Source organism: Agrobacterium sp. 22-210-1, from assembly GCF_053522525.1.
This window is the reverse complement of record NZ_JBNWCI010000001.1, coordinates 1,095,122-1,119,884: the sequence shown is the minus strand read 5'-3', so window position 1 is coordinate 1,119,884 and position 24,763 is coordinate 1,095,122. Positions and strand designations below refer to the sequence as shown.

The 24,763-nt window shown below is 59.1% G+C and carries 25 protein-coding genes and 1 tRNA gene; 12 read left to right on the top strand and 14 right to left on the bottom strand.

Translation table 11 applies throughout. The features are described 5' to 3' along the window. Nucleotides 1-7: 7 nt before the first annotated feature. Nucleotides 8-1,435 (bottom strand): magnesium transporter, encoded by a 1,428-nt coding sequence (gene mgtE, locus ACQZ5F_RS05695; RefSeq protein ID WP_046800118.1) that lies wholly within the window; start codon nucleotides 1,433-1,435, stop codon nucleotides 8-10. Between the two features lie 362 nt (nucleotides 1,436-1,797). Between mgtE and ACQZ5F_RS05690 the strand changes: the two genes are divergently transcribed. Genes ACQZ5F_RS05690 through ACQZ5F_RS05680 form a run of 3 tightly spaced genes read left to right on the top strand, consistent with a single transcriptional unit; the run spans nucleotide 1,798 to nucleotide 4,909 of the window. After that, on the top strand, nucleotides 1,798-4,098 hold the full coding sequence (locus ACQZ5F_RS05690) for an FdhF/YdeP family oxidoreductase (protein ID WP_225339817.1): 2,301 nt from the start codon (nucleotides 1,798-1,800) through the stop codon (nucleotides 4,096-4,098). Beyond that, complete coding sequence (locus ACQZ5F_RS05685; protein WP_046800105.1) at nucleotides 4,098-4,397, top strand: hypothetical protein; 300 nt, start codon at nucleotides 4,098-4,100, stop codon at nucleotides 4,395-4,397. The genes ACQZ5F_RS05690 and ACQZ5F_RS05685 overlap by 1 nt, the downstream gene beginning before the upstream one ends. A gap of 17 nt (nucleotides 4,398-4,414) precedes the next feature. Beyond that, a complete protein-coding gene (locus tag ACQZ5F_RS05680; RefSeq protein WP_137084266.1) occupies nucleotides 4,415-4,909 on the top strand; it encodes a peptide deformylase in 495 nt (164 codons plus the stop codon). A gap of 3 nt (nucleotides 4,910-4,912) precedes the next feature. Here ACQZ5F_RS05680 and ACQZ5F_RS05675 read toward each other — a convergent pair whose 3' ends face one another. Then, nucleotides 4,913-5,338, bottom strand: coding sequence for an OsmC family protein (locus tag ACQZ5F_RS05675; protein WP_137084268.1), 426 nt, complete (start codon nucleotides 5,336-5,338; stop codon nucleotides 4,913-4,915). A 109-nt stretch (nucleotides 5,339-5,447) separates the two neighbouring features. On the opposite strand from ACQZ5F_RS05675, the gene ACQZ5F_RS05670 reads away from it, so the two are divergent. Next, entirely contained in the window at nucleotides 5,448-5,615 is a 168-nt protein-coding gene (locus ACQZ5F_RS05670) for a Thivi_2564 family membrane protein (RefSeq protein WP_003495928.1), read from the top strand. Between the two features lie 65 nt (nucleotides 5,616-5,680). On the opposite strand, the gene ACQZ5F_RS05665 is transcribed toward ACQZ5F_RS05670, so the two are convergent. Beyond that, nucleotides 5,681-6,106 carry a PAS domain-containing protein gene (locus ACQZ5F_RS05665; RefSeq protein ID WP_080842082.1) on the bottom strand — a complete coding sequence of 142 codons (426 nt, stop codon included), beginning with the start codon at nucleotides 6,104-6,106 and terminating at the stop codon, nucleotides 5,681-5,683. Nucleotides 6,107-6,672: 566 nt separating this feature from the next. Beyond that, nucleotides 6,673-6,757 (bottom strand) — tRNA-Leu (locus tag ACQZ5F_RS05660). A 189-nt stretch (nucleotides 6,758-6,946) separates the two neighbouring features. Between ACQZ5F_RS05660 and lipB the strand changes: the two genes are divergently transcribed. From lipB to ACQZ5F_RS05645, 3 genes are all read left to right on the top strand, one after another. Further along, entirely contained in the window at nucleotides 6,947-7,678 is a 732-nt protein-coding gene (lipB, locus tag ACQZ5F_RS05655; protein ID WP_046800101.1) for a lipoyl(octanoyl) transferase LipB, read from the top strand. 66 nt (nucleotides 7,679-7,744) lie between these two features. Further along, a complete protein-coding gene (locus ACQZ5F_RS05650; protein WP_046800100.1) occupies nucleotides 7,745-8,812 on the top strand; it encodes an NAD(P)-dependent alcohol dehydrogenase in 1,068 nt (355 codons plus the stop codon). A 74-nt stretch (nucleotides 8,813-8,886) separates the two neighbouring features. Then, nucleotides 8,887-9,822 carry a DMT family transporter gene (locus ACQZ5F_RS05645; RefSeq protein ID WP_046800116.1) on the top strand — a complete coding sequence of 312 codons (936 nt, stop codon included), beginning with the start codon at nucleotides 8,887-8,889 and terminating at the stop codon, nucleotides 9,820-9,822. A gap of 7 nt (nucleotides 9,823-9,829) precedes the next feature. Here ACQZ5F_RS05645 and ACQZ5F_RS05640 read toward each other — a convergent pair whose 3' ends face one another. The 5 genes from ACQZ5F_RS05640 to yajC form a co-directional block, all read right to left on the bottom strand. Then, nucleotides 9,830-10,288 carry a hypothetical protein gene (locus ACQZ5F_RS05640; RefSeq protein ID WP_046800099.1) on the bottom strand — a complete coding sequence of 153 codons (459 nt, stop codon included), beginning with the start codon at nucleotides 10,286-10,288 and terminating at the stop codon, nucleotides 9,830-9,832. 127 nt (nucleotides 10,289-10,415) lie between these two features. Continuing rightward, the gene (locus ACQZ5F_RS05635; protein ID WP_225339816.1) at nucleotides 10,416-11,261 is read right to left on the bottom strand and encodes a phytoene/squalene synthase family protein; all 846 of its coding nucleotides are present in this window, start codon (nucleotides 11,259-11,261) and stop codon (nucleotides 10,416-10,418) included. Between the two features lie 23 nt (nucleotides 11,262-11,284). Beyond that, complete coding sequence (locus ACQZ5F_RS05630; RefSeq protein ID WP_046800097.1) at nucleotides 11,285-11,677, bottom strand: Mth938-like domain-containing protein; 393 nt, start codon at nucleotides 11,675-11,677, stop codon at nucleotides 11,285-11,287. Further along, nucleotides 11,677-14,241: a protein translocase subunit SecDF gene (gene secDF / locus ACQZ5F_RS05625; protein WP_225339815.1), complete on the bottom strand. Its 2,565-nt coding sequence runs from the start codon at nucleotides 14,239-14,241 to the stop codon at nucleotides 11,677-11,679. The genes ACQZ5F_RS05630 and secDF overlap by 1 nt, the downstream gene beginning before the upstream one ends. 82 nt (nucleotides 14,242-14,323) lie before the next feature. Further along, a complete protein-coding gene (yajC, locus tag ACQZ5F_RS05620) occupies nucleotides 14,324-14,671 on the bottom strand; it encodes a preprotein translocase subunit YajC (RefSeq protein ID WP_046800095.1) in 348 nt (115 codons plus the stop codon). A gap of 207 nt (nucleotides 14,672-14,878) precedes the next feature. On the opposite strand from yajC, the gene ACQZ5F_RS05615 reads away from it, so the two are divergent. Then, nucleotides 14,879-15,751: an ATP-binding protein gene (locus ACQZ5F_RS05615; protein WP_052818400.1), complete on the top strand. Its 873-nt coding sequence runs from the start codon at nucleotides 14,879-14,881 to the stop codon at nucleotides 15,749-15,751. A gap of 341 nt (nucleotides 15,752-16,092) precedes the next feature. Next, entirely contained in the window at nucleotides 16,093-17,283 is a 1,191-nt protein-coding gene (gene fdhA, locus ACQZ5F_RS05610; RefSeq protein ID WP_046800115.1) for a formaldehyde dehydrogenase, glutathione-independent, read from the top strand. 92 nt (nucleotides 17,284-17,375) lie between these two features. Here the strand turns inward: fdhA and ACQZ5F_RS05605 are convergent, their stop codons facing one another. Continuing rightward, nucleotides 17,376-18,035, bottom strand: coding sequence for a TetR/AcrR family transcriptional regulator (locus tag ACQZ5F_RS05605; RefSeq protein ID WP_225339814.1), 660 nt, complete (start codon nucleotides 18,033-18,035; stop codon nucleotides 17,376-17,378). A gap of 111 nt (nucleotides 18,036-18,146) precedes the next feature. Here ACQZ5F_RS05605 and ACQZ5F_RS05600 point away from each other — a divergent pair, with 111 nt between their 5' ends. Continuing rightward, nucleotides 18,147-19,520 carry a cytochrome P450 gene (locus ACQZ5F_RS05600; protein ID WP_225339813.1) on the top strand — a complete coding sequence of 458 codons (1,374 nt, stop codon included), beginning with the start codon at nucleotides 18,147-18,149 and terminating at the stop codon, nucleotides 19,518-19,520. Between the two features lie 69 nt (nucleotides 19,521-19,589). On the opposite strand, the gene ACQZ5F_RS05595 is transcribed toward ACQZ5F_RS05600, so the two are convergent. The 3 genes from ACQZ5F_RS05595 to ACQZ5F_RS05585 all read right to left on the bottom strand — a co-directional run bounded on the left by ACQZ5F_RS05595 (nucleotide 19,590) and on the right by ACQZ5F_RS05585 (nucleotide 21,715). Then, nucleotides 19,590-19,793 (bottom strand): DUF3126 family protein, encoded by a 204-nt coding sequence (locus tag ACQZ5F_RS05595; protein ID WP_003502851.1) that lies wholly within the window; start codon nucleotides 19,791-19,793, stop codon nucleotides 19,590-19,592. Nucleotides 19,794-19,913: 120 nt separating this feature from the next. Then, nucleotides 19,914-20,738, bottom strand: coding sequence for a serine O-acetyltransferase (gene cysE, locus ACQZ5F_RS05590; protein ID WP_046800091.1), 825 nt, complete (start codon nucleotides 20,736-20,738; stop codon nucleotides 19,914-19,916). A 200-nt stretch (nucleotides 20,739-20,938) separates the two neighbouring features. Beyond that, nucleotides 20,939-21,715: an alpha/beta fold hydrolase gene (locus tag ACQZ5F_RS05585; RefSeq protein WP_225339812.1), complete on the bottom strand. Its 777-nt coding sequence runs from the start codon at nucleotides 21,713-21,715 to the stop codon at nucleotides 20,939-20,941. 170 nt (nucleotides 21,716-21,885) lie between these two features. Between ACQZ5F_RS05585 and ACQZ5F_RS05580 the strand changes: the two genes are divergently transcribed. Both ACQZ5F_RS05580 and ACQZ5F_RS05575 read left to right on the top strand, forming a co-directional pair. Next, complete coding sequence (locus tag ACQZ5F_RS05580) at nucleotides 21,886-22,131, top strand: zinc-finger domain-containing protein (RefSeq protein ID WP_046800090.1); 246 nt, start codon at nucleotides 21,886-21,888, stop codon at nucleotides 22,129-22,131. 28 nt (nucleotides 22,132-22,159) lie between these two features. Continuing rightward, nucleotides 22,160-23,341 (top strand): FAD-dependent monooxygenase, encoded by a 1,182-nt coding sequence (locus tag ACQZ5F_RS05575; RefSeq protein WP_225339811.1) that lies wholly within the window; start codon nucleotides 22,160-22,162, stop codon nucleotides 23,339-23,341. A gap of 41 nt (nucleotides 23,342-23,382) precedes the next feature. On the opposite strand, the gene ACQZ5F_RS05570 is transcribed toward ACQZ5F_RS05575, so the two are convergent. After that, nucleotides 23,383-24,570, bottom strand: a complete 1,188-nt coding sequence (locus ACQZ5F_RS05570; protein ID WP_046800088.1) for a cystathionine beta-lyase — start codon at nucleotides 24,568-24,570, stop codon at nucleotides 23,383-23,385. Nucleotides 24,571-24,763 lie beyond the last annotated feature (193 nt).

The window sequence follows — 24,763 nt, the reverse complement described above, 5'->3', positions numbered from 1 at the left end:
CGGCCGGCTACCCGGAAATACCATACCACCAGGTCGCAATGCCCAGAAAGGCGAAAAAGCCGACAATATCGGTCACCGCAGTCACGAACACCGCCGAAGAGACAGCAGGATCGGCCCCGAACTTGTCCAGAACCAGCGGAATGAGAATGCCGGCCAGCGCCGCCGCCAGCATGTTGAGACACATGGCCGTGGCGATGATGCCACCAATATGGATATCCTGAAACCAGATTCCGGCAACGATGCCAATGGCGCAGCCGAACAGCAGGCCGTTCAGAATGCCAACGCCCGCTTCGCGCCGGATGATGCGGGCAGCATTGTGAATATCGAGGCTTTTGGTCGCCAGCGCGCGCACGGACACGGTCATGGTCTGCGATCCGGCATTGCCACCCATGCCGGCAACCGCCGGCATCAGAACCGCCAGCGCAATGATTTGCTGGATGGTCGCATCGAACAGGCTGATAACGGAGGCAGACAAAAAAGCGGTGAGAAGATTGACGGCAAGCCAGGGCACGCGTGAGCGCGAAGTGCTGGCGATACTGTCCGACAGTTCTTCGTCACCCACACCGCCAAGGCGCAGCAAATCCTCTTCGGCTTCTTCCTGGATGACGTCGACAACGTCATCGATGGTGAGAACGCCGACCAGTCGGCCGTTATTGTCAACCACGGCGGCGGAGAGAAGGTCGTATTGCTCGAATACCTGCGCTGCCTCTTCCTGATCCATTTCCGCCGGAATGGAGTGGTTGGTCTCGTGCATGATCGTTTCGATCTTCACCTGACGCTTGGCCCGCAGCACCTTGTCGAGATCGAGCGCACCGACCAGTTTGAAAGTGGGATCGATGACGAATATCTGCGTGAAGGAGTCAGGCAGCTCCTCCTCCTCGCGCAGATAATCGATGGTCTGGCCCACGGTCCAGAACGGCGGCACGGCGACGAACTCCGTCTGCATGCGGCGGCCGGCCGAGCTTTCCGGATAATCCAGCGCCCGCATCAGCCGCACGCGTTCTGTGAACGGCAGCTGCGAGAGAATATCCTCGCGATCCTCGTCGTCGAGGTCTTCTAGAATATAAACGGCGTCATCCGAATCCAGCTCGCCGATACCGGCGGCGATCTGCTCGTTCGACATCTGGTCAACGATATCGAGGCGGATGCCTTCATCCACCTCGGTCAGCGCCGTCATGTCGAAATCGGAACCGAGAAGCCGCACGAGCGCGTGGCGCTGTTCGGGCAGAATGGATTCCAGCACGTCGCCGAGTTCGGACTCATGCAGCCGCGCCACATTCTTGCGCAGGAACAAGAGGTCGCGATCGGCGATCGCTGCACCCACCATAGCCAGAAAATCCGAACGGACGGACCCGTCCTCGGCATAGATGTCGGAGGGTGCTTCTGTCGGCCTCAACTCTTCGGGAGCGGCAAGATCGTCGTCACGGTCTGTCATCTGGCGTCCCCCTATTCTCGAAATGCCGCAGTGCACGAATGCGCAGGCAGAATGGCGTTAAAAAGCACATTGTCAACAACCGGATAGGCGGAAAACAACAAGCCTCGCAACTGCGACGAAAATGTCATGAACCACCCTTTCGCGAGACAACAATCCAGAAGCGCCGTACCCATGGTGACGCATCCGACAGGCCCGGCGCCGCACTTCGCACAACGCCCCGCAACGCCCGACTGTTCCGCAGAAACCGGCAAGTTAAAGATTGACATATGTCGCCTAAAGGCGATTCTGAAGAAGCTTTTTTACATATGATCGGCCTCATTCACTACATGGCCGATCACGCAGATTTCAGGAAAAACACAGCAATGAGCAAGACGGATTTCATCGGCAAGGCATCTTCGGCCGCAGGCGGCTGGGGCGCGCTGAAAAGCGTGGGCAAACGGCTTATGGAGTCCGGCGCGCCGCTTTCCGGCGCCCGTGCGCTGTTGAAGGCGAACCAGCCTGATGGTTTCGATTGCCCGGGTTGCGCATGGGGCGATCCCGAACACGGGTCTTCCTTCGAATTCTGCGAAAACGGCGTCAAGGCGGTTGCATGGGAAGCAACGGAAGCGCGCGTGCCGCCGGATTTTTTCGCTACCCGCACAGTCTCCGAGCTGCGCGGCTGGTCTGACTACGAGCTGGAAAAACAGGGCCGCCTCACCCATCCCATGCGTTATGACCGGGCAACCGACAAATATCTGCCTGTCTCGTGGGACGACGCCTTTGCCGAAATCGGCCGGATTCTCAACAGCCTAGACAATCCGAACAGGGCGGAATTCTATACATCCGGCCGTGCATCCAACGAGGCCGCTTTCATCTATCAATTGATGGTGCGGCTTTTCGGCACCAACAATTTCCCCGACTGTTCCAACATGTGCCACGAGGCAAGCGGCGTTGGCCTGAAAGCCTCGATCGGTGTCGGCAAGGGCACGGTGCTGCTTGAGGATTTCGAGCAGGCCGATGCGATTTTCGTCATCGGCCAGAACCCCGGCACCAACCACCCCCGCATGCTGGGTGATCTGCGCCGGGCAGCCCTTCGCGGTGCGAGGATTGCTGTCCTCAATCCCATTCGCGAAAAAGGTCTGGAGCGTTTTGCCGATCCGCAGGACAAGATCGAGATGATCACCGGCAGCAACACCAGGATCGCCACCAACTATTATCAGCCGCGTCAGGGCGGCGACATGGCGGCGGTCCGCGGCATGAGCAAGGCGGTCTTCGCCGCCGACGATGCCGCAAGGGCTGCGGGTGAACCCGCCATCATCGATTACGATTTCATCGCCGAACATACGGTGGAGTTAGAGGCCTACCGTGCTGCCGTGGACGCGACAAGCTGGGAAACCATTCTCGATCAGTCGGGCCTCACCCGCGCCGAAATCGAGGAAGCTGCGCGCATCTACATGAATGCCGGTTCCGTCATCGCCACATGGGCCATGGGTGTCACCCAGCATCGGCACTCCGTCATTATCGTGCGGGAAATCACCAACTTCATGCTGCTGCGCGGCAATATCGGCCGTCCCGGCGCTGGCCTTTGCCCGGTGCGTGGCCATTCCAACGTGCAGGGAGACCGTACCGTCGGCATTGACGAAAAAGCCCCGCCCGCACTTCTCGATGCGCTGGAGAAAGAACTCGGCGTTCCCATGCCGCGCAAGCCCGGCCACAACACCGTCGAGGCCGTTGCTGCCATGCTGGATGGCGAGGCTCAGACCTTTATCGCGCTCGGCGGCAATTTCATGCGGGCGACACCCGACAGCCCGCTGATCGTCAAGGCTTTCGAAAAGCAGAAGTTGACGGTCAATATCGCCACCAAGCTCAACCATTCACATCTGGTACCGGGCGAAACCTCCTTCGTGCTGCCTTGTCTTGGCCGAACAGAAATCGATCTGAATTCGTTGGGCCGTCCGCAGATCGTCACCGTCGAAGATTCCATGAGCATGGTACATGGCTCCGGCGGCATCAATCCGCCCGCTTCGGACGAACTGCGTTCCGAAGTCGCCATCGTCGCCGGCATTGCCCAGGCAACCCTCGGCAATGTCCATGTGGACTGGAAGGCGCTCGCCGATGATTACGACCTCATCCGCGACATGATCGAGCGGGTCATTCCCGGTTTCGATAATTTCAACGAGCGCGTCCGTGTGCCGCGCGGTTTTCATCTGCGCAACACGGCGTCTGAACGGGAATGGAACACGCCGACGAACAAGGCGACCTTCTATAGCGGCCCGCTGCCCGAACAGACCGAACATCAGCAGGCGCTGACGCGCGATGACCTCTTCGTGCTGCAGACATTCCGTAGCCACGATCAGTACAACACCACCATCTACGGCATGGATGATCGCTATCGCGGCGTTTATGGCGAACGCCACGTTATCTTCATGAACCCGAAGGACATGGAAACGCTCAGTGCCCACTCCCGCCAGCGTGTGGACGTCATCGGCGAATATGGCGACGGCGTGGAGCGCGTTGCTGAAAATTTCCGGCTGGTGCCCTATAATATCCCGCAGGGCAGCATTGGCGGTTATTATCCGGAACTCAACGTGCTGGTGCCGCTGTCAAGTTATGGTGATGGCAGTTTCACACCAACATCGAAATCGGTGCTGGTCTCCATCCGCCTGCGACCGGACGCTTCCTGATGGATGAAGAGCAATCCGCTGCCGCCTTCATGGCGGCGGTGGAACAGATTCGGGGGCAATCGCAGCAACTGACGGCCACGGGTGCCGCAATCCTTCTGGCAATCCATCTCGATATTGCCACGGATAGTCGCAGCATCGCCAACAGGCTGGGGCTTGCGCATGCCCTCGTTCTGCGCGAAATCGCTGCCCTGTCGCCCCGCTTCGTGCGGGTAACGAAACGCGATGCCCGCACGCAACGCAGTTTTCTGGAGGCAACGGCGGAAGGACAGGCGTTGGCCGGGTCCTCCTCCCGGATTTGAAACGAACGGAGCATCCCTTGGCAATCAGGCCGATCCTGCCCTATCCCCATCCCGGCCTGTCCGAAATCTGCACGCCGGTCACCGCTTTTGATGATCATCTGCAGGATCTGGTGACAGATCTGATCGACACCATGCGCGCCGCGCCCGGTGTCGGCATCACCGCCGCCCATATCGGCATAAAACAACGCGTTTTCGTGCTGGAGCTGACGCCGGGTACCGTCCTGACCTACATCAATCCTGAAATCATCGCCCAGTCCACCCAGACCATGCGTCATGGAGAGGGCAGCGTTTCCATGCCCGGTTTCACGGATGAGGTGGAGCGGCCGGATGAGGTCGAGGTGAAGTTTCAGGATATATCAGGCGCGGAGCATCGGCAGACAGCAGAGGGATTTCACGCCATCTGCATCCAGCACGAAATCGACCAGCTGGATGGCGTTTTCTGGCTTAAACGCCTTTCGAAGCTGAAGCGCGACCGGCTGGTGAAAAAATGGGAAAAGTCCCGCAAGCCTTGATGATTAGTCGGCAATCGACATCACGAATTCAGCGTCACCCTTCAGTGTGTTACTGACGGTGCAGATATCCTCGGCAGCATGGGCGATTGCGGCGCGTGTCTGCTCATCAAAATCCCCCTCTATCGCGATGCGGATATCGAAACGGATTATACGCGAAGGCTCCTCGTCCGCCTTTTGCCCGGAAACATGCACCGTGACCCTTTCGAAACGGTCAAGCAGCCCCATGCTGCTGGCTGCTATGCGGGCGCTGAGCGCCAGGCAGGCGGCGAGCGACGAATAGAGAAGATCAAGCGGGTTGAAACCGGGTTCTGAAGCCGCCGTAACCACCTTAAGTGCACCGCCGGTCGCCGTAACGACATCCGGATGCCCAAGACGGGCAAGCGTAACCACTGCCCCCGTCGGCCGCTTCTTGACCCTGAACTGATTCACGTCCTGCCCCATAGCTAATTTCAGTCGATGGAACCAAAGCTAGCTTCGCGCTTTTACTCACGCAACGGTGAACGGCCGTTGAGATTGATTAAAAAGGGAGCTGGGACATATGGTTACATCTACGCTCGTCAGCATTCTGATCACCTTCCTGGTGATCGTGCTCGTCTTGTGGCTCATCGCACGACTGCCTGTCGGCGGCGGCGCGAAACAGATCGCGCAGATCATCGTCATCATCATCGGCATTATTTCGTTGCTGAAATATCTCGCGGTCTTCTGATGTCCCGGTGAAGCGCGAATGAAAAAGGCGGCGAAAGCCGCCTCTTTTTGTGAGAAACCTGTAGGCTACTGGCGAGGCTCGAACTGGTAGGGTTTCTTGAGCGTAATATCCCGAACGCTGCCAATACCCAGAAACGGTGTATTGTCCGCATCAAAAATCGCCCTGCCCTTCGCCACGATCCAGCGCACTGAACCATCCGGCAAATTGACCTTGTAGCGCTGATCGAAGAACACACCGGTGGTTATGCTGTCGAAAATGGCCTGAGCCACGCGATCGCGCATTTCCACATCAATTTTTTCAAGGACTTCCTCGATCGTCACCCCGCGCGACGCCGCCGGTTCGGAGAACCCGTGGCATTCCGCAGTCACCGCATCCATGATCAGCCTGTTATCGGAAATGCTCCACATATAATAACCGAGCGCATTGTCCGAATCCGTCTTGTCTCCCAGCACGAAAACCCCCGGACATTTTTTTCTGACAAAAGCTAACACTAGACCTCTAATATTCCACCCCTCGTTTTTGTAGGGGGAACCGTCCAGCTACTGCAGCGTGCATCGATATCCACCGAAATTTTATAACGATCGAATCCCGATATTGTTCTCAAAGGACCGATAAATCCTGGAGAGACATCGCAAAGCGCCCTGCCTGCACCTACATAGCTTTGCGATAACATTTCGAAGGAGGTTAATATGCTGCGAACCGCTCTTACTTTTGGACTGCTGACGATGACTGTCGTTCTCACAGGTTGTCAGACGTGGGAAAGTCCATATCGCGGAAGCGGCTGGCGAATGGATCAGGTCATGGATGGTGACCCCTATCGGGTCGGTGATGGAAACCATCAGGAAAACGGGACTGCTTCGAATATTGTTCGACGCTGAATCCCGACTGGCAGATCTATAATTTTGCCGCCCTCAACGCATAGCGCTCCGGCTGTAGTTAAAGGTACATTGACGCAGCCGGATCACGCCCGATCTACACCGATAGACCTTCCCGCTTCGCAAAGCGAAGACCTAACCAATTGGCTAAAAAAGAAAAAACCCGCCGAAGCGGGTTTCTTTGGTGCGGTCGAGAAGACTCGAACTTCCACGGGTTGCCCCACAGCGACCTCAACGCTGCGCGTCTACCAATTCCGCCACGACCGCATCGTGGTAGGCGTCGACTTGCGCCGACGGGGGTGCATGTAGCAAAAGGATTTTCGGTGCACAAGAGCGTCGTGACAGTTTTTTGAAATTAAAAATCACCCTGGCCCACCCTATATGCAGGAAGCCCGGAAATGCTGGGGTTGCCGCCGTCCCGCCATTTTGCGAGAAGGCTGTGGAAAGGACTTTTTCATGCTCACACGCACGGATATCGAGACAAATATGCTACCCGTAGCCGGTTCGCCGCCCGTTCGCTGGCGAATCTCCGACGGTCTCGTCCCTTACGGACAGGCGGTCGAGGAAATGGAGCGCGAAGTTGCGGCCATCGCCAGCGGCGAGGCCGACGAACTTGTCTGGCTTCTGGAGCATCCGCCGCTTTATACCGCCGGCACCAGCGCCGACGCCGCCGATCTCATCGAGCCGGATCGCTTTCCCGTCTTCGCCACGGGCCGCGGCGGTGAATATACCTATCATGGCCCGGGGCAGCGGGTCGTTTACGTCATGCTCGACCTGAAACGACGCCGTCAGGATGTCCGCGCCTATGTGGCGGCACTGGAGGATGTGATCATCCGCACGCTCGACAAGATGAATGTCCGCGGCGAGCGGCGCGAGGATCGGGTCGGCGTCTGGGTCAGGCGGCCGGAAAAACCTCTTCTGCCCGGTGGCGGCATGGCCGAGGACAAGATCGCCGCACTCGGCATCCGTCTGCGCAAATGGGTGAGCTTTCACGGGCTGTCGATCAATGTTGACCCCGACCTCGGGCATTTCTCCGGCATCGTTCCCTGCGGCATCAGCGCCTATGGCGTCACCAGCCTTGTCGATCTCGGATTGCCGGTTATGATCGGCGATGTCGACGTTCTGCTGCGCGAGGCCTTCGAGGAGGTTTTCGGCCCGGCAGTGCCCGAGGCCGGATCCGGCGGCTGATCTCACCGCAACCTTTGGCGCCGGCCGGAGTTTCCAGCATCGATCACCACAAGAGGAGGAACGACCATGTTCACAACGTCCGCCTATGCCTGCGATGACGGTTCTTCGCCGATGAAGCTCGCGACGATCAAGCGCCGCGATCCGGGTCCCCGCGATGTCGAAATCGAGATTGAATTCTGTGGCGTCTGTCACTCGGATATCCACACGGCCCGCAGCGAATGGCCGGGCTCCCTTTATCCCTGCGTTCCCGGCCATGAAATCATCGGCCGGGTCGCCCGGCTGGGTTCGGACGTCACAAAGTTCAAGGCAGGCGACCGTGTCGGCGTCGGCTGTATCGTCGATAGCTGCCGTGAATGCGCGAGCTGCGCCGAAGGGTTGGAGCAATATTGCGAAAACGGCATGACCGGCACCTATAATTCGCCCGACAAGGCCATGGGCGGCGGCGCGCATACGCTCGGCGGTTATTCCGCCCATGTGGTGGTGGATGACCGCTATGTGCTCAACATTCCAGAAGGACTCGATCCGGCAGCCGCAGCGCCCCTGCTCTGCGCAGGCATAACCACCTATTCCCCACTGCGCCATTGGAATGCCGGCCCCGGCAAGCGTGTCGGCGTCGTGGGTCTCGGCGGTCTTGGTCATATGGCCGTCAAGATCGCCAATGCCATGGGCGCGACGGTGGTGATGATCACCACCTCGCCCGGCAAGGCGGCAGACGCAAAGAAACTCGGCGCGCATGAGGTTATCGTTTCGCGCGACGCCGAACAGATGAAGAAGGCCGCTTCCAGCCTCGACCTCATCATCGACGCGGTTGCCGCCGATCACGACATCGATTCGTATCTCGCGCTGTTGAAACGCGATGGCGCCCTGGTGCAGGTCGGCGCGCCGGAAAAGCCGCTCTCCGTCCACGCCTTCAGCCTCATCCCCGGCCGCAAGACCTTTGCCGGTTCGATGATCGGCGGCATTCCCGAAACCCAGGAAATGCTGGATTTCTGCGCCGAAAAAGGCATCGCCGCCGAAATTGAAATGATCGATATCGGTCAGATCAATGACGCTTATGAACGCATGATAAAAAGCGATGTGCGTTATCGTTTTGTCATTGATATGAAGAGCCTGCCCCGCCAGAAAGCCGCCTGACCTTTGAAGAAGGGGGCTGCCTACCGGCGCCCCTTTCCTCGTTGGACCTTCTGGTCGAAAGCGCAGCCTTACCCATGACCAGCCAGACCGGTTTCAGCGACGTCGCCAAGGGCATGACCATCATGGCGGGCTGCATGTTCGTGTTGCCGGTCATGGATGCGATTGCCAAATATATGGCGGTCAGCGGCGGCATGTCGCCGGCGCAGGTGACCTTTTACCGCTTCTTCTTTCAGGTGGTTTGCACCCTGCCGCTGCTGCTCTTGGTCTCGCCGAAAGCCCTGTTCAGCGCTAAACGCCCGTGGATGAACTGTCTGCGCGGTGTGCTGCATGCCTCGGCAAGCCTGATGTTCTTTGCCGCCGTCAAGTACATGCCGCTCGCCGATGTCTTTGCAATCTATTTCGTCGAGCCCTTCATGTTGACGATGATGTCGGCCCTCTTCCTCGGTGACAAAGTCGGCTGGAAGCGCTGGACGGCGATCGTCGTCGGTTTCGGCGGTGCGTTGATCGTCATTCAGCCGAGTTTTGAAATCTTCGGCTGGACCTCATTGCTGCCGGTCGCCTGCGCCTTTCTCTATACGCTTTACCTGTTCCTGAACCGCGCCATCGGCGATGCCGACAGTCCGCTGGTCATGCAGACCATGTCCGGCATTGCCGGAACGATCTTCATGGGCGCAGTGCTTCTGGCCGGCGATGCGCTGGGCGACAAAGATTTCACGATGTCGCTTCCGCAATCCGGCTTTGCGCTTGTCCTGCTCATCCTGCTGGGGTCGATATCCGGCTACATGCACCTGCTGATTGTCAGGGCTTTCAGGCTTGCGCCGCTGTCGCTTCTGGCGCCGTTCCAGTATTTCGAGATCATCTCGGCGACGGTTCTCGGTTATGCGCTGTTTTCGGATTTCCCGACGCCGTCAAAATGGCTCGGCATCCTCATCATCGTCGCATCCGGCCTGTTCATCATCTGGCGGGAAAGCAAGCAGGCCCAAGCCACCCCGCCGCTCGACGGGCAATGACGAGGGCTCAGGTGCCGGAGGGCAGCGGTCCCTCATCATGATGGTCCTGCGCCTCCACAAGGCTGCCAAGCAGCCACAAGGAAACCTCGGCCGCTTCACCGGCGGATTTGAAGCGGTATGAGCCGCTATATTTCGGCATGTCAAAGAAGGTGACGACAAAACCGTCGCCGCTTTCCAGGCTCTCGACCCTGATCCGCTCGGGGTCGATCATCACGCAGACATAGTGCGATCCCATATTGCGCATGAAGCCGGCCTTGTTGTCGTGCAGCCGCACGAAGGCCGCACCGCCATCCACCGTCATATGCAGGCTTCGGATCGCCTCATTGGGAAAGGCGCGGGCGAAATCCATGATCGCCTGCCCCACATCATGACTGTTGTCTTCATCCGTCGCCCGCGTCATGCGCCAGGCATAAACGGCAAAGACCGAAAGCAGCACGAAGACGATAATCCAGATCGCCATATTCATCGGGGACGCTCCCTCAGCACCGAAACATCACGACTCGCGAATCAAACGACGCGAACCTGATTCAGGTTCATAGAGATCGAGACTTGTGTGAAGTGTGGCTTACGAACGACGCGGCGCGGATCGAAAATCAGAAGCGCTTCAGGAACGACGCCTTTGCCAGCAGCCATTGCCGGCGAAGCTGCGACAGCTGCAACTCACCGTCGAACACGCCCACCCCGGCCTTTCTGGCGGCGACGATAACCGGTCCAGACAGGGCAACAGGCAGATAGGCGGCAAAGACGGCCCTGGAAATCTTCGCGCGTCTTGCCTTTTCCAGATGATCGAGCGCATGGGCGGCAAATAGCTCAATGGCGATGCCGATGCGTTGCCTGTCGTCACCTTTGAGAAAGGTCTCACGATCAAGCCCGGCGGCCGAGAGCATGTCGGCGGGAATATAGACCTGCCCGCGACGGCGATGCAGCGGCATCAGCAGCAGAATTCCGGCCATGGCCTGCGCGACGCCCGCATGTCCGGCCGCCTCCGCACTTGCCGGAGCGTCTTCCGCCGAGAGCACGAGGCTCGCCAGCTGGATCAGGGCGGAAGCGGTCTCCCCGGCATAACCCTCAAGCGCGTTGCGATCCTCGAACAGATCGTCATAGAGATCGAAGATGCGCGCCTCGATCATATTGGCCAGCACCGGACGCGGCAGGCGATATTGCTCGATAACCGTCAAAAGAGCCGCGGCAACGGGATGGGACAGACTGTCGCCATGCGCATTGCCCTCAAGCAGATCGCGCCACCATTGCATGCGCACTTCGCCGGGCAACGCCTCGCGCACGGAATCGCGGATACGGGCAATTTCAGCATTAAAAGCGTAAAGCGCCGCCAGAGAATTGCGTCTATCGGCGGGAGACAGAAGACAGGCGAGATAGCGGTCACGATCAGTGTCGCGCAGCGTCGCGAGGCAGACGTCAAGATTTTCTGTGGGTGCCATGGTTCCCCGCGCGAAACGTCCTGTCAGCCTTCGACGGCAATCAGCGCCGCAGCTACGGCGCGCGATTCCGAAAGCATGATATTATAGGTGCGCACGGCAGCACCCGTGCTCATTGGATCGACCGAAATGCCCGCCTCCTTAAAGGCGGCGCGCAGTTCCTTCGGCAGAACACGCATGCCGTCACCCGTACCGATCAGCAGCACCTCGATGTCCTGCGCTTCCGCCAGAACCTTTTCGAAATGCCCGACGGTCAATTCTTTCGCATCGACCGGCTCCCAGCCATGAATGCCGGAAGGCACGAGCAGAAGCGAGCCGCGATGCGACATGTCGGCAAAACGGAAACCGCCATTGCCATAGGCATCGATGGGCGCCCGGCCGGGAAAATGGGCCGGGCGTATTTCGATCCCGCCGGCCATCAGACGGCAGGCTTGCCGCCGATGGCGTTACCGGGCTTTTCATCCTTTTCGTCTTCCGCATCTTTGCTGTCGGGACGCAGCTTGAAGGCGATCAGCACCGGAGCCGCGATATAGACCGAGGAGAACACGCCGATACCGACACCGAACAGCATGGCGAAGGTGAAGGAACGGATGACCTCGCCGCCGAAGAGATACAGTGCCAGAAGCGCCAGAAGGACAGTCAGACCAGTCAGGATCGTGCGCGACAGGGTCTGGTTCAGCGACGCATCGATGATCATCGACAGCGGCATCTTTTTGTACCGCCTCAAATTTTCACGGACACGGTCATAGATAACGACGGTGTCGTTCAGCGAATAACCAATGATCGTCAGGATCGCCGCGATACTGGTGAGGTTGAACTCTATATCCAGGAAGACGAACAGGCCGATGGTGAAGACCACGTCATGAACCATCGAGATGACCGCGCCGAGTGCAAACTGCCACTCGAAGCGAACCCAGATGTAGACCATAATCGCCGCCATGGCGAGCACAACGCCGATCGTGGAGGTAACGGTCAGGTCACCGGAAACGGCAGGACCGACGACTTCCACGCGGCGGAAGTCATATTTGTCCTCAAGCTCGCCGCGCACCATGGTGATGGCGGACTGCTCGGCATTTTCGCCGCCGTCCTGCGCCTGGATGCGGATGAGAACATCCTGCGGCGTACCGAAATTCTGCGCCTGGATTTCACCGAGATTGAGCTGGTTCAGACGATCGCGAATATCGGCGAGATCGGCGTCACCCTGCTTGGCGCGCACTTCGATGACCGAACCGCCCTGGAAATCGATGCCGAGGTTCAGGCCCTTGGCAACGAAACCGCCGACACAGGCGAGCATGATCACGCCGGTGATCATGAACACCACGCGGCGGTAGCGCATGAAGGGAATGTCCCGGCCATCGAACATGGCGGTGCGGACACCCTTCGGCAGATGTTTCGGGCGGCTGCGGCGAACCCAGTAGCCGAACATCCACGCCGTCAGCGTATAGGCCGTGAAGACGGTGGTGATGATACCGACGGCCAGCGTAACCGCGAAGCCTTTGACCGGGCCGGTACCCATGTAGAACAGCACGCTTGCGACGATCAGCGTCGTCAGGTTGGCGTCGATAATGGTCGCAAAGGCGCGGGTAAAGCCATTATCCAAAGCCTGGATCAGCGGTTTGCCGCTCTTCACCTCCTCGCGTATTCGCTCATAGATCAGAACGTTCGAATCCACGGCCATGCCGATGGTCAAGACGATACCGGCAATACCCGGCAAGGTCAGCGTCGATCCGATCACACTCAACACAGCGAGCAGCATGATGACGTTGACGATGAGGGCGATATTCGCCAGCAGGCCGAAGAAGCCATAAAAGACGAACATGAAGATGAGGACGCCGACGGCGCCGATGGCGCTGGCCGTCAGGCCGGCGGTGATGGAGTCGTTACCGAGGCTCGGGCCGACGGTACGTTCTTCAACGACGGTCAGCGTGGCCGGAAGTGCGCCCGCACGCAAGAGAACCGCGAGGTCGTTTGCACCCTGCACCGAGAAATTACCGGAAATCTGCCCCGAACCGCCGATGATCGGCTCGCGGATGACAGGTGCGGAAATCACCTGATTATCAAGCACGATGGCGAAAGGCTTGCCGACATTCTGCTGCGTCGCCTGCGCAAAGCGCTGCGCGCCGCGGCTGTCGAAGCGGAAGGTGACGACCGGCTCGTTGGTCTGCTGGTTGAAGCTCGCCTGCGAATCCACGAGATTGTCGCCGGAAACGAGAGCACGACGCTCCACCAGATAGGGAACCGGCGGATCGTCCTGCGAATAAAGAACTTCTGAGGTTGCGGGCGGACGGCCATTCATCGCTTCCTGCACCGGCATGGTGGTGTCGACCATGCGGAAGGACAGCTTTGCCGTCTGGTTGAGAAGCGATTTCAGGCGCTGCGGATCCTGAAGGCCCGGCACCTGCACGATGATGCGGTCAGAACCCTGACGCTGGATGAGCGGCTCGGTGGTGCCAACTTCGTCGACGCGGCGGCGCACGACTTCGATCGACTGCGACACGGCCGATGACAGGCGGTAATCAACGCCTTCGTCGGTGAGATTGAGCCGCAGCAGATTGTCGCCGCCATCGCTCATCGTCACTTCGGTGATGGAACCGCCGACCAGCGTTCCGGCGGATACCGGCTGCGTCAGATCGCGAAGCGCCGTCTTGGCGGCTTCCAGCTGGGCGGGGTCGCTGATGCGAACCTGAATCTGCTGGCCGTTGCCGGCTAGCCCCGAATAGCGGATATTGGCGTCGCGAAGCTGCGTGCGCACATCGCCGACAATCGTCTCAAGCCGTTCCTTGACAATGTCGGAACGCTCGATCTTGAGCATGATGTGCGAGCCGCCCTGAAGGTCGAGACCGAGCGTTACCTTGTTGTCCTTGTACCAGGCAGGCATGCTCTCCAGCTGTTTTTCCGAAAACAGGTTAGGAGAGGCGATGAAGACGCTTGCCAGCACAAGCAGCCAGATGAAGACTGTTTTCCAACGGGAAAAATGAAGCATTTCGATCTCGGTCAGGGTTGGGGTTGCGCGGACAGCGCAACCCGTCAAAATTCGCAATCGGGCGTCCGGTTATCCGGCAGGATCAGGAAGCGGCTTCCGTCTTGACCACTTCACCCTTCACACGCACTTCGGCAATATAAGCGCGGGCAGCGCGGATTTTCACGCCTTCGGCGATTTCGACTTCGAGTTCACTGTCGTCGATGACCTTGGTCACCTTGCCAACGATGCCGCCGCCAAGAACGACCTGATCGCCACGGCGAATGCTGGTCAGCGTTTCCTGGCGCTTCTTCATCTGCGCGCGCTGCGGGCGGATGAGGAAAAAGTACCAGACGACCATAAGGGGCGCAAACAGGAAAAGCATTTCCAGGCCGGAACCGAAGGCCGATGCGCCGCCCGTAGCGTCCTGGGCAAAAGCTTGACTAATGAACATATAAAACTCCTCAACGATTACGGCACGACCTCGTATGCCGCCCCAGCTTTCAAGCCGCCGGAATATAGTGGGGAACGCCGGGATTGCAACAGATGCAAGGCCCACGCCGTACCGATTCCGGACCTCTTAACCTTTATGGGCCGGAAACGCCATGCTAGGCCGGTCGCAAAACAGAGTTTTGAACACCAGACAAGCGGAAGAAACACCATGATTCGAGAAGAAACGGCCACCCTGCTTCTTGCCGAACTGCGCCGGCTGAACGTTGCCGTGGAGCGGCTGGCCGGCCCGGCCCCCGCCGTAAACGACTGGAATGCAGCGGATTGTTTTGTCTGGTCGCCGGTCAATTCCTTCCTGCAACCGGTCCCCCGCCCCAACCGCATCGCGCTCAAACTCATTCGCGGCGTCGATCATGTGCGTGACATCCTGCATGAAAACACCTTGCGTTTCGCCGATGGTTTTCCCGCCAACAACGTGCTGCTGTGGGGCGCACGCGGCATGGGCAAGTCCTCACTGGTCAAGGCGGTTCACGAAGATGTGCGCACTGCAAGCGGCGTTCCCCTGAAACTGGTGGAAGTGCATCGTGAGGATATCCACACCCTGCCCGCTTTGCTCGACATACTGAAAATCTCGGATCAGCGGGTCATCCTGTTCTGCGACGATCTCTCCTTCGATCATGACGACACGGCATACAAGTCGCTGAAGGCGGCGCTCGACGGTGGTATTGAAGGGCGGCCGGATAATGTCCTGTTCTATGCGACCTCCAACCGCCGCCATCTGCTGCCACGACACATGATGGAAAACGAACAATCGACCGCCATCAACCCGTCGGAAGCGGTAGAGGAAAAAGTCTCTCTATCGGATCGCTTCGGCCTGTGGCTCGGCTTCCACAAATGCGGCCAGGAAGACTATCTGACGATGATCGACAGCTATGCCGAACACTTCGATCTGGGTCTGGATCGGCAAACCCTGCATCACGAAGCGCTGGAATGGGCGACCACCCGTGGCGGCCGCTCCGGTCGCGTTGCCTGGCAATATATTCAGGACGCCGCCGGCCGCTTGAGGAAATCCATCGACCGATAACGCGACAGTGACGGCTGGCGAAAGCCGGTGTCGTTACGGCCACAAAGCGTGTCGTATTTCCGAACGACAAGCCGCGCCCCGCATGGTTTGCTGCTGCCATCCGGTTCCGCTTCGAATTTCGAGGTGGAACAGTCGGAACACCGGCGAAATGCCGGTGGCTGCGGCGGGCGGTGATCGGGAGGCAGGCTGCGTCTTTTATCGACACGCAACCATTCCCCTTTCGATCCCTTCGCCGAAAAATTCCGCTCGAACCGGACACCGGTTCAGGCGCGTATTTTGACGATATCCTGTCCGCGGAGGAGCGGGCCGGCATTGGCTTTCAACCCGAGGAGGAGATGGATATGAGCAGGAACAGAGGAGTCGTTTACCTGAAGCCCGGACAGGTCGAGGTCCGCGACATCGACGACCCCAAGCTTGAGGCGCCGGATGGCCGCCGTATCGAACACGGCGTTATTCTCAAGGTGATTTCCACCAATATCTGCGGCTCCGACCAGCACATGGTGCGCGGCCGCACCACGGCCATGCCGGGCCTCGTCCTTGGCCACGAAATCACCGGCGAAGTCATCGAAAAGGGCGTCGATGTCGAGATGCTCGAAATCGGCGACATCGTCTCGGTGCCGTTCAACGTTGCCTGCGGCCGTTGCCGTTGCTGCAAGTCGCAGGATACCGGCGTCTGCCTGACGGTGAACCCGTCACGCGCCGGCGGCGCTTACGGTTACGTCGACATGGGCGGCTGGATCGGTGGACAGGCCCGTTATGTCACCATCCCCTATGCCGACTTCAACCTCTTGAAATTCCCCGATCGCGACAAGGCGATGTCGAAGATCCGCGATCTCACCATGCTATCGGACATCCTGCCGACCGGCTTCCACGGCGCCGTCAAGGCGGGCGTCGGTGTCGGTTCCACGGTCTATGTCGCGGGCGCCGGCCCGGTCGGTCTTGCCGCTGCCGCCTCCGCCCGCATTCTCGGTGCGGCCGTCGTCATGGTCGGTGATTTCAACAAGGATCGCCTCGCCCACGCCGCCCGCGTCGGTTTCGAGCCCGTCGATCTTTCGAAGGGTGACCGCCTGGGCGACATGATTGCCGAGATCGTCGGCACCAACGAAGTCGACAGCGCCATCGACGCCGTCGGTTTCGAGGCACGCGGCCATTCCGGCGGCGAACAGCCGGCCATCGTTCTCAACCAGATGATGGAAATCACCCGCGCCGCCGGCTCTATCGGCATTCCGGGCCTCTACGTCACCGAAGATCCCGGCGCGGTTGATAATGCAGCAAAGCAGGGCGCCCTGTCCCTGCGTTTTGGCCTCGGCTGGGCCAAGGCACAGTCCTTCCACACCGGCCAGACGCCGGTGCTGAAGTATAACCGCCAGCTCATGCAGGCGATCCTGCATGACCGCCTGCCCATCGCCGACATCGTCAATGCCAAGATCATCGCACTCGATGATGCCGTGCAGGGGTATGAAAGCTTCGATCAGGGCGCGGCAACCAAGTTCGTGCTCGACCCGCACGGCGATCTGTTGAAAGCGGCCTGACGCCTCAACCAACAGGCCAGAATGATAAACGCCCGCGACACATCCCGTCGCGGGCGTTTTTGCATGACCAAACATGTCTCCAGCCGGAGATATTATTCTTCGCTCTCGGCAAGCGCTTCAAGCTCGGCTGCCGCCTCAGCGGAAAGATAAGGCCTGAAGAGGCTGGAGACCTGCTGCAGCCCCCAATCCAGCTGCTGCGGTCCGAATTCGCTGACGCCTTCCTGCAGATTGAGATAGGCCGCCCAATAGGTCGAGACGATCCATAGATTGGTCAAAACCGCGTCGCGCTCGCTCTCGGGAATAGTCACCAGACCCGCATTCTGCATGCGGCCGACAATGTCGCCAACCGCCAGTCGCATCGCAGCGCTTATGGTTCTGACTGGCTCCACCAGTGATGGTGCCAGTGCGATCAGGCCGACCAGGTCGCGAAACAGAAAGCGGTAATTCCATACCAGCGAGAACCATTGCCGAAGAAAACCGGCATAGGTGGCCGCCGCCGCCTCGTCTGCCCCGTCAACGGTTGCGACCAGCATCATCGCATCGGCTTCGAACCGCGCAAACAGCGCGAGAACCAGCGATTCCTTGGTGCGGAAATGATAATAAAGATTGCCCTCGTTAATATCGACCGCAAGGGCGATCTCGGCAGTCGTCACGCGATCGGGCCCGCGCCCGTTGAACAGCTCAAGGGCGGCGTCCAGAATTCTGTCGCGCGTGCGCGCTCGCGCCGGCCGCTCTGCCTCGTTGCTCTTCATCAAAATCCTGCCCCGCCATTGAAACCTAAGGCATACACCTTAAATACCTAAAATAAGGTACGCACCTTAACAGCAAAATCCCATTGTTCAAACGCGAATAAGGAGCTGTCGATGATCGGAACCGGCCTTCACACCCCACCCATGGACAAGACCGGGGCAGAGCCCCTGTCAAAACTTGCCACGGCGCGTCTTGCAATCTCGCTTGTCCGCAATCCGTTAAAAGCTCTACCGCCGGATATTTTCAGCGAACCGGCGGTCTTCACCCGGCTCGGCGGCGCGATGCGCGTGCATCTCGCCGATCCCGTGCTGATCCACGAGGCTCTGGTCAAAAATGCCCATCTGCTTGGCAAGGGTGAAGATGTCCGCCGGGTGCTTGGTCCCGCACTCGGTCAGGGTCTGCTGACCGCCGATGGCGACCACTGGAAATGGCAAAGGCAATCCGTCGCGGCCGCATTCCGGCATGAAAAGCTGCTGGAATTGCTGCCTGCCATGATCGAAACGGCACGTCGCACGCAAGCGCGCTGGCGCTCCCCTTCAATCGGCGACATCGATATCGGCCATGAGATGATGCGTACCACCTTCGACATCATTGTCGAGACCATGATGTCCGGCGGATATGGCATCGATATTGCGCGTGTCGAACAGAGCATTACCGATTATCTGAAGCCGACAGGCTGGACCTTCGCGCTCGCCATGCTGGGCGCGCCGGAATGGCTGCCCCATCCCGGCCGGCGCAAATCCCGCGCCGCCGTCGATTATCTGCGCGCCAGCCTTGCAACGGTGATTGCCGGCCGGCGGCAAAACCCCACCGACCGAACCGATCTTGTCTCCATGCTGCTGGAAGCCAAAGACCCGGAGACAGGACGCATGATGAGCGATGAGGAAATCATCGACAATCTTCTAACCTTCATCACTGCCGGCCATGAAACGACGGCACTCGGCCTAGCCTGGACTTTCCACCTTCTGTCGCAGAACAGAGAAATTGAAAGAAAACTTGTCGAGGAGATCGAGGCCATCACCGGCGGCGAGCCTGTCGCGGCCGAACATATCGCCAATCTTACCTATACGAGACAGGTGTTTTCGGAGGCGATGCGGCTCTACCCGCCTGCCCCGGTCATCACGCGCACGGCGCTGCAGGATTTCAGGCTCGGGGAGCACGACATTGCAGCCGGAACGGTTCTTTATGTGCCGATCTATGCCGTACACCGGCACGCTGCATTGTGGGATGAACCCGAACGCTTCGACCCGTCGCGTTTCGAGCCTGAAAAGGTCAAGGCGCGTCACCGTTATGCCTATATGCCCTTCGGCGCCGGCCCGCGCGTCTGCATCGGCAATGCCTTTGCCATGATGGAGGCCGTGGCAATCCTTGCCGTTCTTCTGCAGACCGTCCATCTCGAAAACAGAACCACTGCTGCGGCAGAACCGCTGATGCGGGTGACATTGCGGCCGCAGGACCGGCTGATGATGAAGATCACGCAGCGCTAAAACAAATCGCCCGCGGTGTGATCACCGCGGGCGACTATTATTGGTGAATATGTCACCTGAGGGTGACGATCACAGATCGACGTCGAGGATCGCCATGGAGAAGTTGTACGAGCGGTCGCCGTCTTCGTCATCGATGTAGACGACGCCGAGAAACTCTTCGCCAAGATACACTTCGGCGGAATCGTCTTTGCGCGGACGCGCCTTGACAATCATCTTCTCGTTGAAGGTGCGCTTGAAATAGGCGTCGAGTTTTTTGATTTCGTCGGCTTTCACCACTATTCTCCTGTGCGGTTCGGGTTGGGCCGCTTTTGGCATGGGACAAAGGCCAAAGTAAAGTGAAAGCGGCGCATCATCCGTGTCTTCCACACGGACGAGCGCAATATTCACGACCTGTCAGATATCGGCCCCGATAACCTGGTCCATCAGACGCGAGGGTTCTGAACACCCTGCTTCTCCCACCACGCGCGCCGGAACACCGGCCACGGTGGTCTTCGGCGGAACCGGTTTCAGCACCACCGAACCAGCGGCGATGCGCGAGCAGCTGCCGATCTCGATATTGCCAAGAATTTTCGCGCCCGCCCCGATCATCACGCCATTGGCGATCTTCGGATGGCGGTCCGCCCCCTCCTTGCCGGTGCCGCCGAGCGTCACGCCATGCAGGATGGAAACGTTGTCGCCGATAACTGCGGTCTCACCAACCACCAGTCCGGTGGCATGATCGAGGAAGATGCCCTTGCCGATACGCGCGGCCGGATTGATATCCGTCTGGAAAATGCTCGATGAGCGGCTTTGCAGGTAAAACGCGAAATCCCGGCGGCCCTTCGCAAGCAGCCAATGCGCAAGGCGATGGGTCTGGATGGCATGGAAGCCCTTGAAATAAAGCAGCGGCTCCATGAAGCGCGTGCAGGCCGGGTCACGATCATAAACGGCCTGGATATCGACACGCAGCACGCTGCCCCATTCCGGCCAGTCATCCAGCATGTCCTGGAAGGTCTGGCGCAGAAGCACGGCCTGCATGTCGGGATGATCGAGGAGTTCGCAGATACGATAGATCACACATTCTTCGAGAGACCGGTGATTGAGGATCGTCGAATAAAGAAAAGCGGAAAGCAGCGGGTCCTGAGCTGCGGCGCTACGCGCTTCATGCAGCAGGCTGCCCCAGATCGGATCGACGATCGCCAGCTGTTCGGGCTGACGGGCCTCGGTACGTGCGACCATGAATGGTCTCCTCGTTTGCAGTGGTCGTTCTTTATACAGAAAAAGACGTGTATAAGAAATGGGATTCGAATGACGACTTTAAAGACGGCAAAGCTTCAGTTTTTCTTCATACAGCATGAAAAACCGTTTCTTGCCGTCCTGAGCGTCGCCGCATTTCCGCACGAAAAACCGGGCTCCGCATTTCCTGGAAATTCTCCAGATCAAAGCGAACGGTAAAATTCCAGCACCGCCGCCTTGAACACCCGGTCTCCAACAGCCAGCATATGATCACGCCCGGGAATGTCGATCGCCCGCGCATGCGGCATGATCGCGGCGAGTTCCGCGCCCGATCCGGCAATATCGTCATTCGTTCCGACCGCAATCAATGTGGGTGCATCGATCTTTGCCGCCTGTTCAGGCGTAACAAGAACCCGCGACGTTTCAATACAGGCAGCAAGCGCCAGCCGGTCGCTTTTTGTCTGGTCGGCGAAAGCGCGGAACATGCGGCCGCGCTCATGGGTGACGACATCGAGCGAAGGTGCGAGAAGCGCCTCGGCGATCGGATCCCAGTCGCCAACACCTTCAACCATGCCGATGCCGAGCCCACCGAATACCAGCGAGCGGACACGCTCAGGATGGGCCATGGCGAGGAAGGCCGAAATGCGCGCGCCCATGGAATAACCCATCACATGCGCTTCCGCGATGCCGAGATGATTGAGCAGCGCCACCGCGTCCCCCGCCATGACGGGCGGATAATAGGCGTCGGGATCATGCGGCTTGTCGCTTGCGCCATGGCCGCGATTGTCGATGGCGATCACCCGGTAGCCCGCTTCCCCCAGCGTCTTCAACCAGCCGGGATGCACCCAGTTGACATTGGCGCTGGAGGCAAAGCCGTGGATCAGCAAAACCGGATCACCCGCCGGATCGCCCTCATCGAAATAAGCAAGGCGCAGGCCGTCATGGGAAAAATCTGAAAATTGCGGCAGGTTGAGATTCATCAAGGACATCCTTTTTGCCGGACCATATGGCAGGAAAGCACAAGATTGAACATGTTTTCCTGACGATTTTTATGGAGATGCAATGCGTTTGAGGCTACATATCCGCAACGAAGAGCCGTTGCGCGACGACGGATTGCGGCTCGATAACGATATTGCATTTGGAGACGAACATGGCCGGGCATTCCATTCCCCACTTCCAGAACGATGGCGGACACAGCGTAATCGAGATCGGCGTCAAGGAATTCATGTGCACCGGCGCTTCCGTGCCTTACGATCACCCGCATATCTTCATCGATATGGGCGACGACAACGAGAAGGTCTGTTCCTACTGCTCCACCCTTTTCCGCTACAATCCGTCGCTGAAGGCCGAGCAGACCAATCCCCCAGGCTGCGTCTTCCATGTGAAGGCCGCCTGACCTCCACTTTTGCTGATCGGGGCGCATCATGCCCATAAAATCCGTAGCCATTGTCGGTGCCGGCATCGCCGGTCTCACCGCTGCCCTTTCTTTTGCCCGGCACGGTATCGATTGTGACATCATCGAGCAGGCAGGCGAGCTGACGGAAGTCGGCGCCGGCCTGCAACTCTCCCCCAACGCCGCCCGCATTCTCGCCGAACTCGGCGTAATGCCCGAGATCGAGGCGCGCTGGACCGAGCCGGTCAGCGTCGATCTCGCCTCCGGCAAGTCACTGGCCACGCTATTGTCGCTGCCAATGGGCGCGGTGGCCCGCACGCGCTGGAGCGCACCCTATGGTGTGCTGCACCGATCGACGCTGCAGAGCGCGCTTCTCAATGCGGTAAAGGACAATCCGCTCTGCCGCCTGCATCTCGGCAAGCGCATCGAAAGCGCAACGGTCGATGTTATCGCCGCAACCACGTTCCGCGATCACGATCTGATCGTTGGTGCCGACGGCGTCTGGTCGGCGGCCCGTTTTGCCGTGCCTTCCGCGCCGACAGCCACCTTTTCCGGCAACATTGCCTGGCGTTTCACGGTCAGCGAAAACGACGTTCCATCCGCCATCAATAAAAGCGCCGTCACGGCCTATCTCGGTTCGGGCGGCCATGTCGTCGCCTATCCGCTGAAGGAAGTCGGCGGTTTCAACATCGTCGCCATCGCGCTTGGCGCCGATCCCGGTGCGACATGGCGGGCCGAATCGAGCGGACGGCAGAAAGCCATGCTGCTCGAACAGTTTCGCGGCTGGAGCCCGGATCTGCTGCGGCTGCTGGAAAAGGCTGAGAACCCCACCTTCTGGCCGCTCTATCAGGCCGGCCCCGGACGCTGGCAGAATGGCCGCGATACGGTACTGATCGGCGATGCGGCCCACGCCATGATGCCCTTCGCCGCACAGGGCGCCGCCATGGCGATAGAGGATGCGTTTGAACTTGCGGGAACAATGGCAGGCAGCGGCGGTGGAGCCTCCCTGCCCCTGCCGCAAGCCCTCGCCGCCTTCGAGGCTCTGCGCCTGCCGCGCATAGATAAGGCCCGCAAGCGGGCCTCTCTCAATCGTTTTGCCTATCATGCGAAAGGCCCGGTCCGAATTGCCAGGGACTTCGTATTTTCCACGCGGCCCTCAGAGGCGTTCCTCAGCGATTTCGACTGGCTCTATGGCTATCACGCAAAGGGCTGAGTACCGGGGCTGAGCATTGGGGGCTGAGCGCTTGGGACTGATTAGACCCCAGCCGCGGCTGCGAATCCGACTTCGAGGTCGTTTTTCAGATCGGCTATGTCTTCAAGCCCGATCTGCAGGCGGATGACCGGCCCCTCTGACGGCCCCTTCGCAATAGTCCTGTCAATGAGCGACACCGAAACCGCAAGCGATTCGTACCCGCCCCAGGAATAGCCAAGCCCGAAGAAGGTCAACGCATCGAGGAAGGCGGCTGCCGCCTGCTTGTATTTGCCCTCTTCCGCCTTCAAGACGAAGGAGAAGACGCCGCTCGCGCCCTTGAAATCGCGCTTCCACATTTCATGCCCGGCAAAGCTCGGCAAGGCCGGATGCAGAACACGCACGACGTCGTCACGGCTTTCCAGCCATTGGGCGATATCGAGTGCGCTCTTCTGATGGTGTTCCAGCCTGATGCCCATGGTGCGCATGCCACGCAGGATCTGGTAGGCGTCATCGGAGGTGACGCAGATGCCGAGATTGGTGTTTGCCTGGTAAAGCGCCTTCCAGTGTTTTTCATTGGCCGAGACGAAGCCCATCAGCACATCGGAATGCCCTGAGGGATATTTGGTGGCGGCGTGAATGGAAATATCGACACCGAAATCAAGCGGCTTGAAATAAAGCGGTGTCGCCCAGGTATTGTCCATCGTGACCACGCAGTCATGCCTGTGAGCGATCTCCGTGATCACCCGGACATCCTGAATCTCGAAGGTATTGGAACCCGGCGCTTCCAGATGCACGAGTTTCGTATTCGGCCGGATCAGCGCCTCGATGCCAGCCCCGATTGCGGGATCGTAATATTCGATCTCCACACCGAGCTTCTTCAGCATCGTGTTGCAGAAGCGGCGTGTGGGGAAATAAACCGAATCGACGACAAGCGCGTGATCGCCCGCACCGAGATAGGCAAGGAACGGCACGGTGATCGCCGCAAGGCCCGACGGCACGAGGATAGTTCCGAACGAACCTTCCAGCTCGTTGACGAGATTGCACAGCGCGTCCGTCGTCGGCGTGCCGTGTGTGCCGTAGGTGTATTTCTGGTTTTCAGTCGAAAGCGTTTCCGCGTCGGGAAAAAGCACGGTCGAGCCGCGCACGATGGGCGGATTGACGAAACCGAAACAGTCCGCGGGATCATTGCCGCCATGGGTCAGGCGCGTATTCACACCTGCGGCGGAAAGCAGGTCATTTGTCTTGGTCATTTCAGATCAGCTTTCGAAGAATATTGACGCGTGCGACAATGCTGAGAGCCAGAGGCAAGGTCAAGCCCCGTAAGGTCACGCGGGATGGGTCGATTGATCCATCGTGAAACAGAATACAAGAAGTATACAAAAATCGTGCAAGTGCAAATTTCCGCAAAAATATGCTTATATTTTCACCCTTTGCACACTTCAC

Bases quoted from the DNA above. Each gene is read 5' to 3' on its own strand.
- mgtE (WP_046800118.1), bottom strand. From the start codon at position 1,435: ATGACAGACCGTGACGACGATCTTGCCGCTCCCGAAGAGTTGAGGCCG.
- ACQZ5F_RS05690 (WP_225339817.1), top strand. From the start codon at position 1,798: ATGAGCAAGACGGATTTCATCGGCAAGGCATCTTCGGCCGCAGGCGGC.
- ACQZ5F_RS05685 (WP_046800105.1), top strand. From the start codon at position 4,098: ATGGATGAAGAGCAATCCGCTGCCGCCTTCATGGCGGCGGTGGAACAG.
- ACQZ5F_RS05670 (WP_003495928.1), top strand. From the start codon at position 5,448: ATGGTTACATCTACGCTCGTCAGCATTCTGATCACCTTCCTGGTGATC.
- lipB (WP_046800101.1), top strand. From the start codon at position 6,947: ATGCTCACACGCACGGATATCGAGACAAATATGCTACCCGTAGCCGGT.
- ACQZ5F_RS05650 (WP_046800100.1), top strand. From the start codon at position 7,745: ATGTTCACAACGTCCGCCTATGCCTGCGATGACGGTTCTTCGCCGATG.
- ACQZ5F_RS05645 (WP_046800116.1), top strand. From the start codon at position 8,887: ATGACCAGCCAGACCGGTTTCAGCGACGTCGCCAAGGGCATGACCATC.
- ACQZ5F_RS05640 (WP_046800099.1), bottom strand. From the start codon at position 10,288: ATGAATATGGCGATCTGGATTATCGTCTTCGTGCTGCTTTCGGTCTTT.
- ACQZ5F_RS05635 (WP_225339816.1), bottom strand. From the start codon at position 11,261: ATGGCACCCACAGAAAATCTTGACGTCTGCCTCGCGACGCTGCGCGAC.
- ACQZ5F_RS05630 (WP_046800097.1), bottom strand. From the start codon at position 11,677: ATGGCCGGCGGGATCGAAATACGCCCGGCCCATTTTCCCGGCCGGGCG.
- secDF (WP_225339815.1), bottom strand. From the start codon at position 14,241: ATGCTTCATTTTTCCCGTTGGAAAACAGTCTTCATCTGGCTGCTTGTG.
- yajC (WP_046800095.1), bottom strand. From the start codon at position 14,671: ATGTTCATTAGTCAAGCTTTTGCCCAGGACGCTACGGGCGGCGCATCG.
- ACQZ5F_RS05615 (WP_052818400.1), top strand. From the start codon at position 14,879: ATGATTCGAGAAGAAACGGCCACCCTGCTTCTTGCCGAACTGCGCCGG.
- fdhA (WP_046800115.1), top strand. From the start codon at position 16,093: ATGAGCAGGAACAGAGGAGTCGTTTACCTGAAGCCCGGACAGGTCGAG.
- ACQZ5F_RS05605 (WP_225339814.1), bottom strand. From the start codon at position 18,035: ATGAAGAGCAACGAGGCAGAGCGGCCGGCGCGAGCGCGCACGCGCGAC.
- ACQZ5F_RS05600 (WP_225339813.1), top strand. From the start codon at position 18,147: ATGATCGGAACCGGCCTTCACACCCCACCCATGGACAAGACCGGGGCA.
- cysE (WP_046800091.1), bottom strand. From the start codon at position 20,738: ATGGTCGCACGTACCGAGGCCCGTCAGCCCGAACAGCTGGCGATCGTC.
- ACQZ5F_RS05585 (WP_225339812.1), bottom strand. From the start codon at position 21,715: ATGAATCTCAACCTGCCGCAATTTTCAGATTTTTCCCATGACGGCCTG.
- ACQZ5F_RS05580 (WP_046800090.1), top strand. From the start codon at position 21,886: ATGGCCGGGCATTCCATTCCCCACTTCCAGAACGATGGCGGACACAGC.
- ACQZ5F_RS05575 (WP_225339811.1), top strand. From the start codon at position 22,160: ATGCCCATAAAATCCGTAGCCATTGTCGGTGCCGGCATCGCCGGTCTC.
- ACQZ5F_RS05570 (WP_046800088.1), bottom strand. From the start codon at position 24,570: ATGACCAAGACAAATGACCTGCTTTCCGCCGCAGGTGTGAATACGCGC.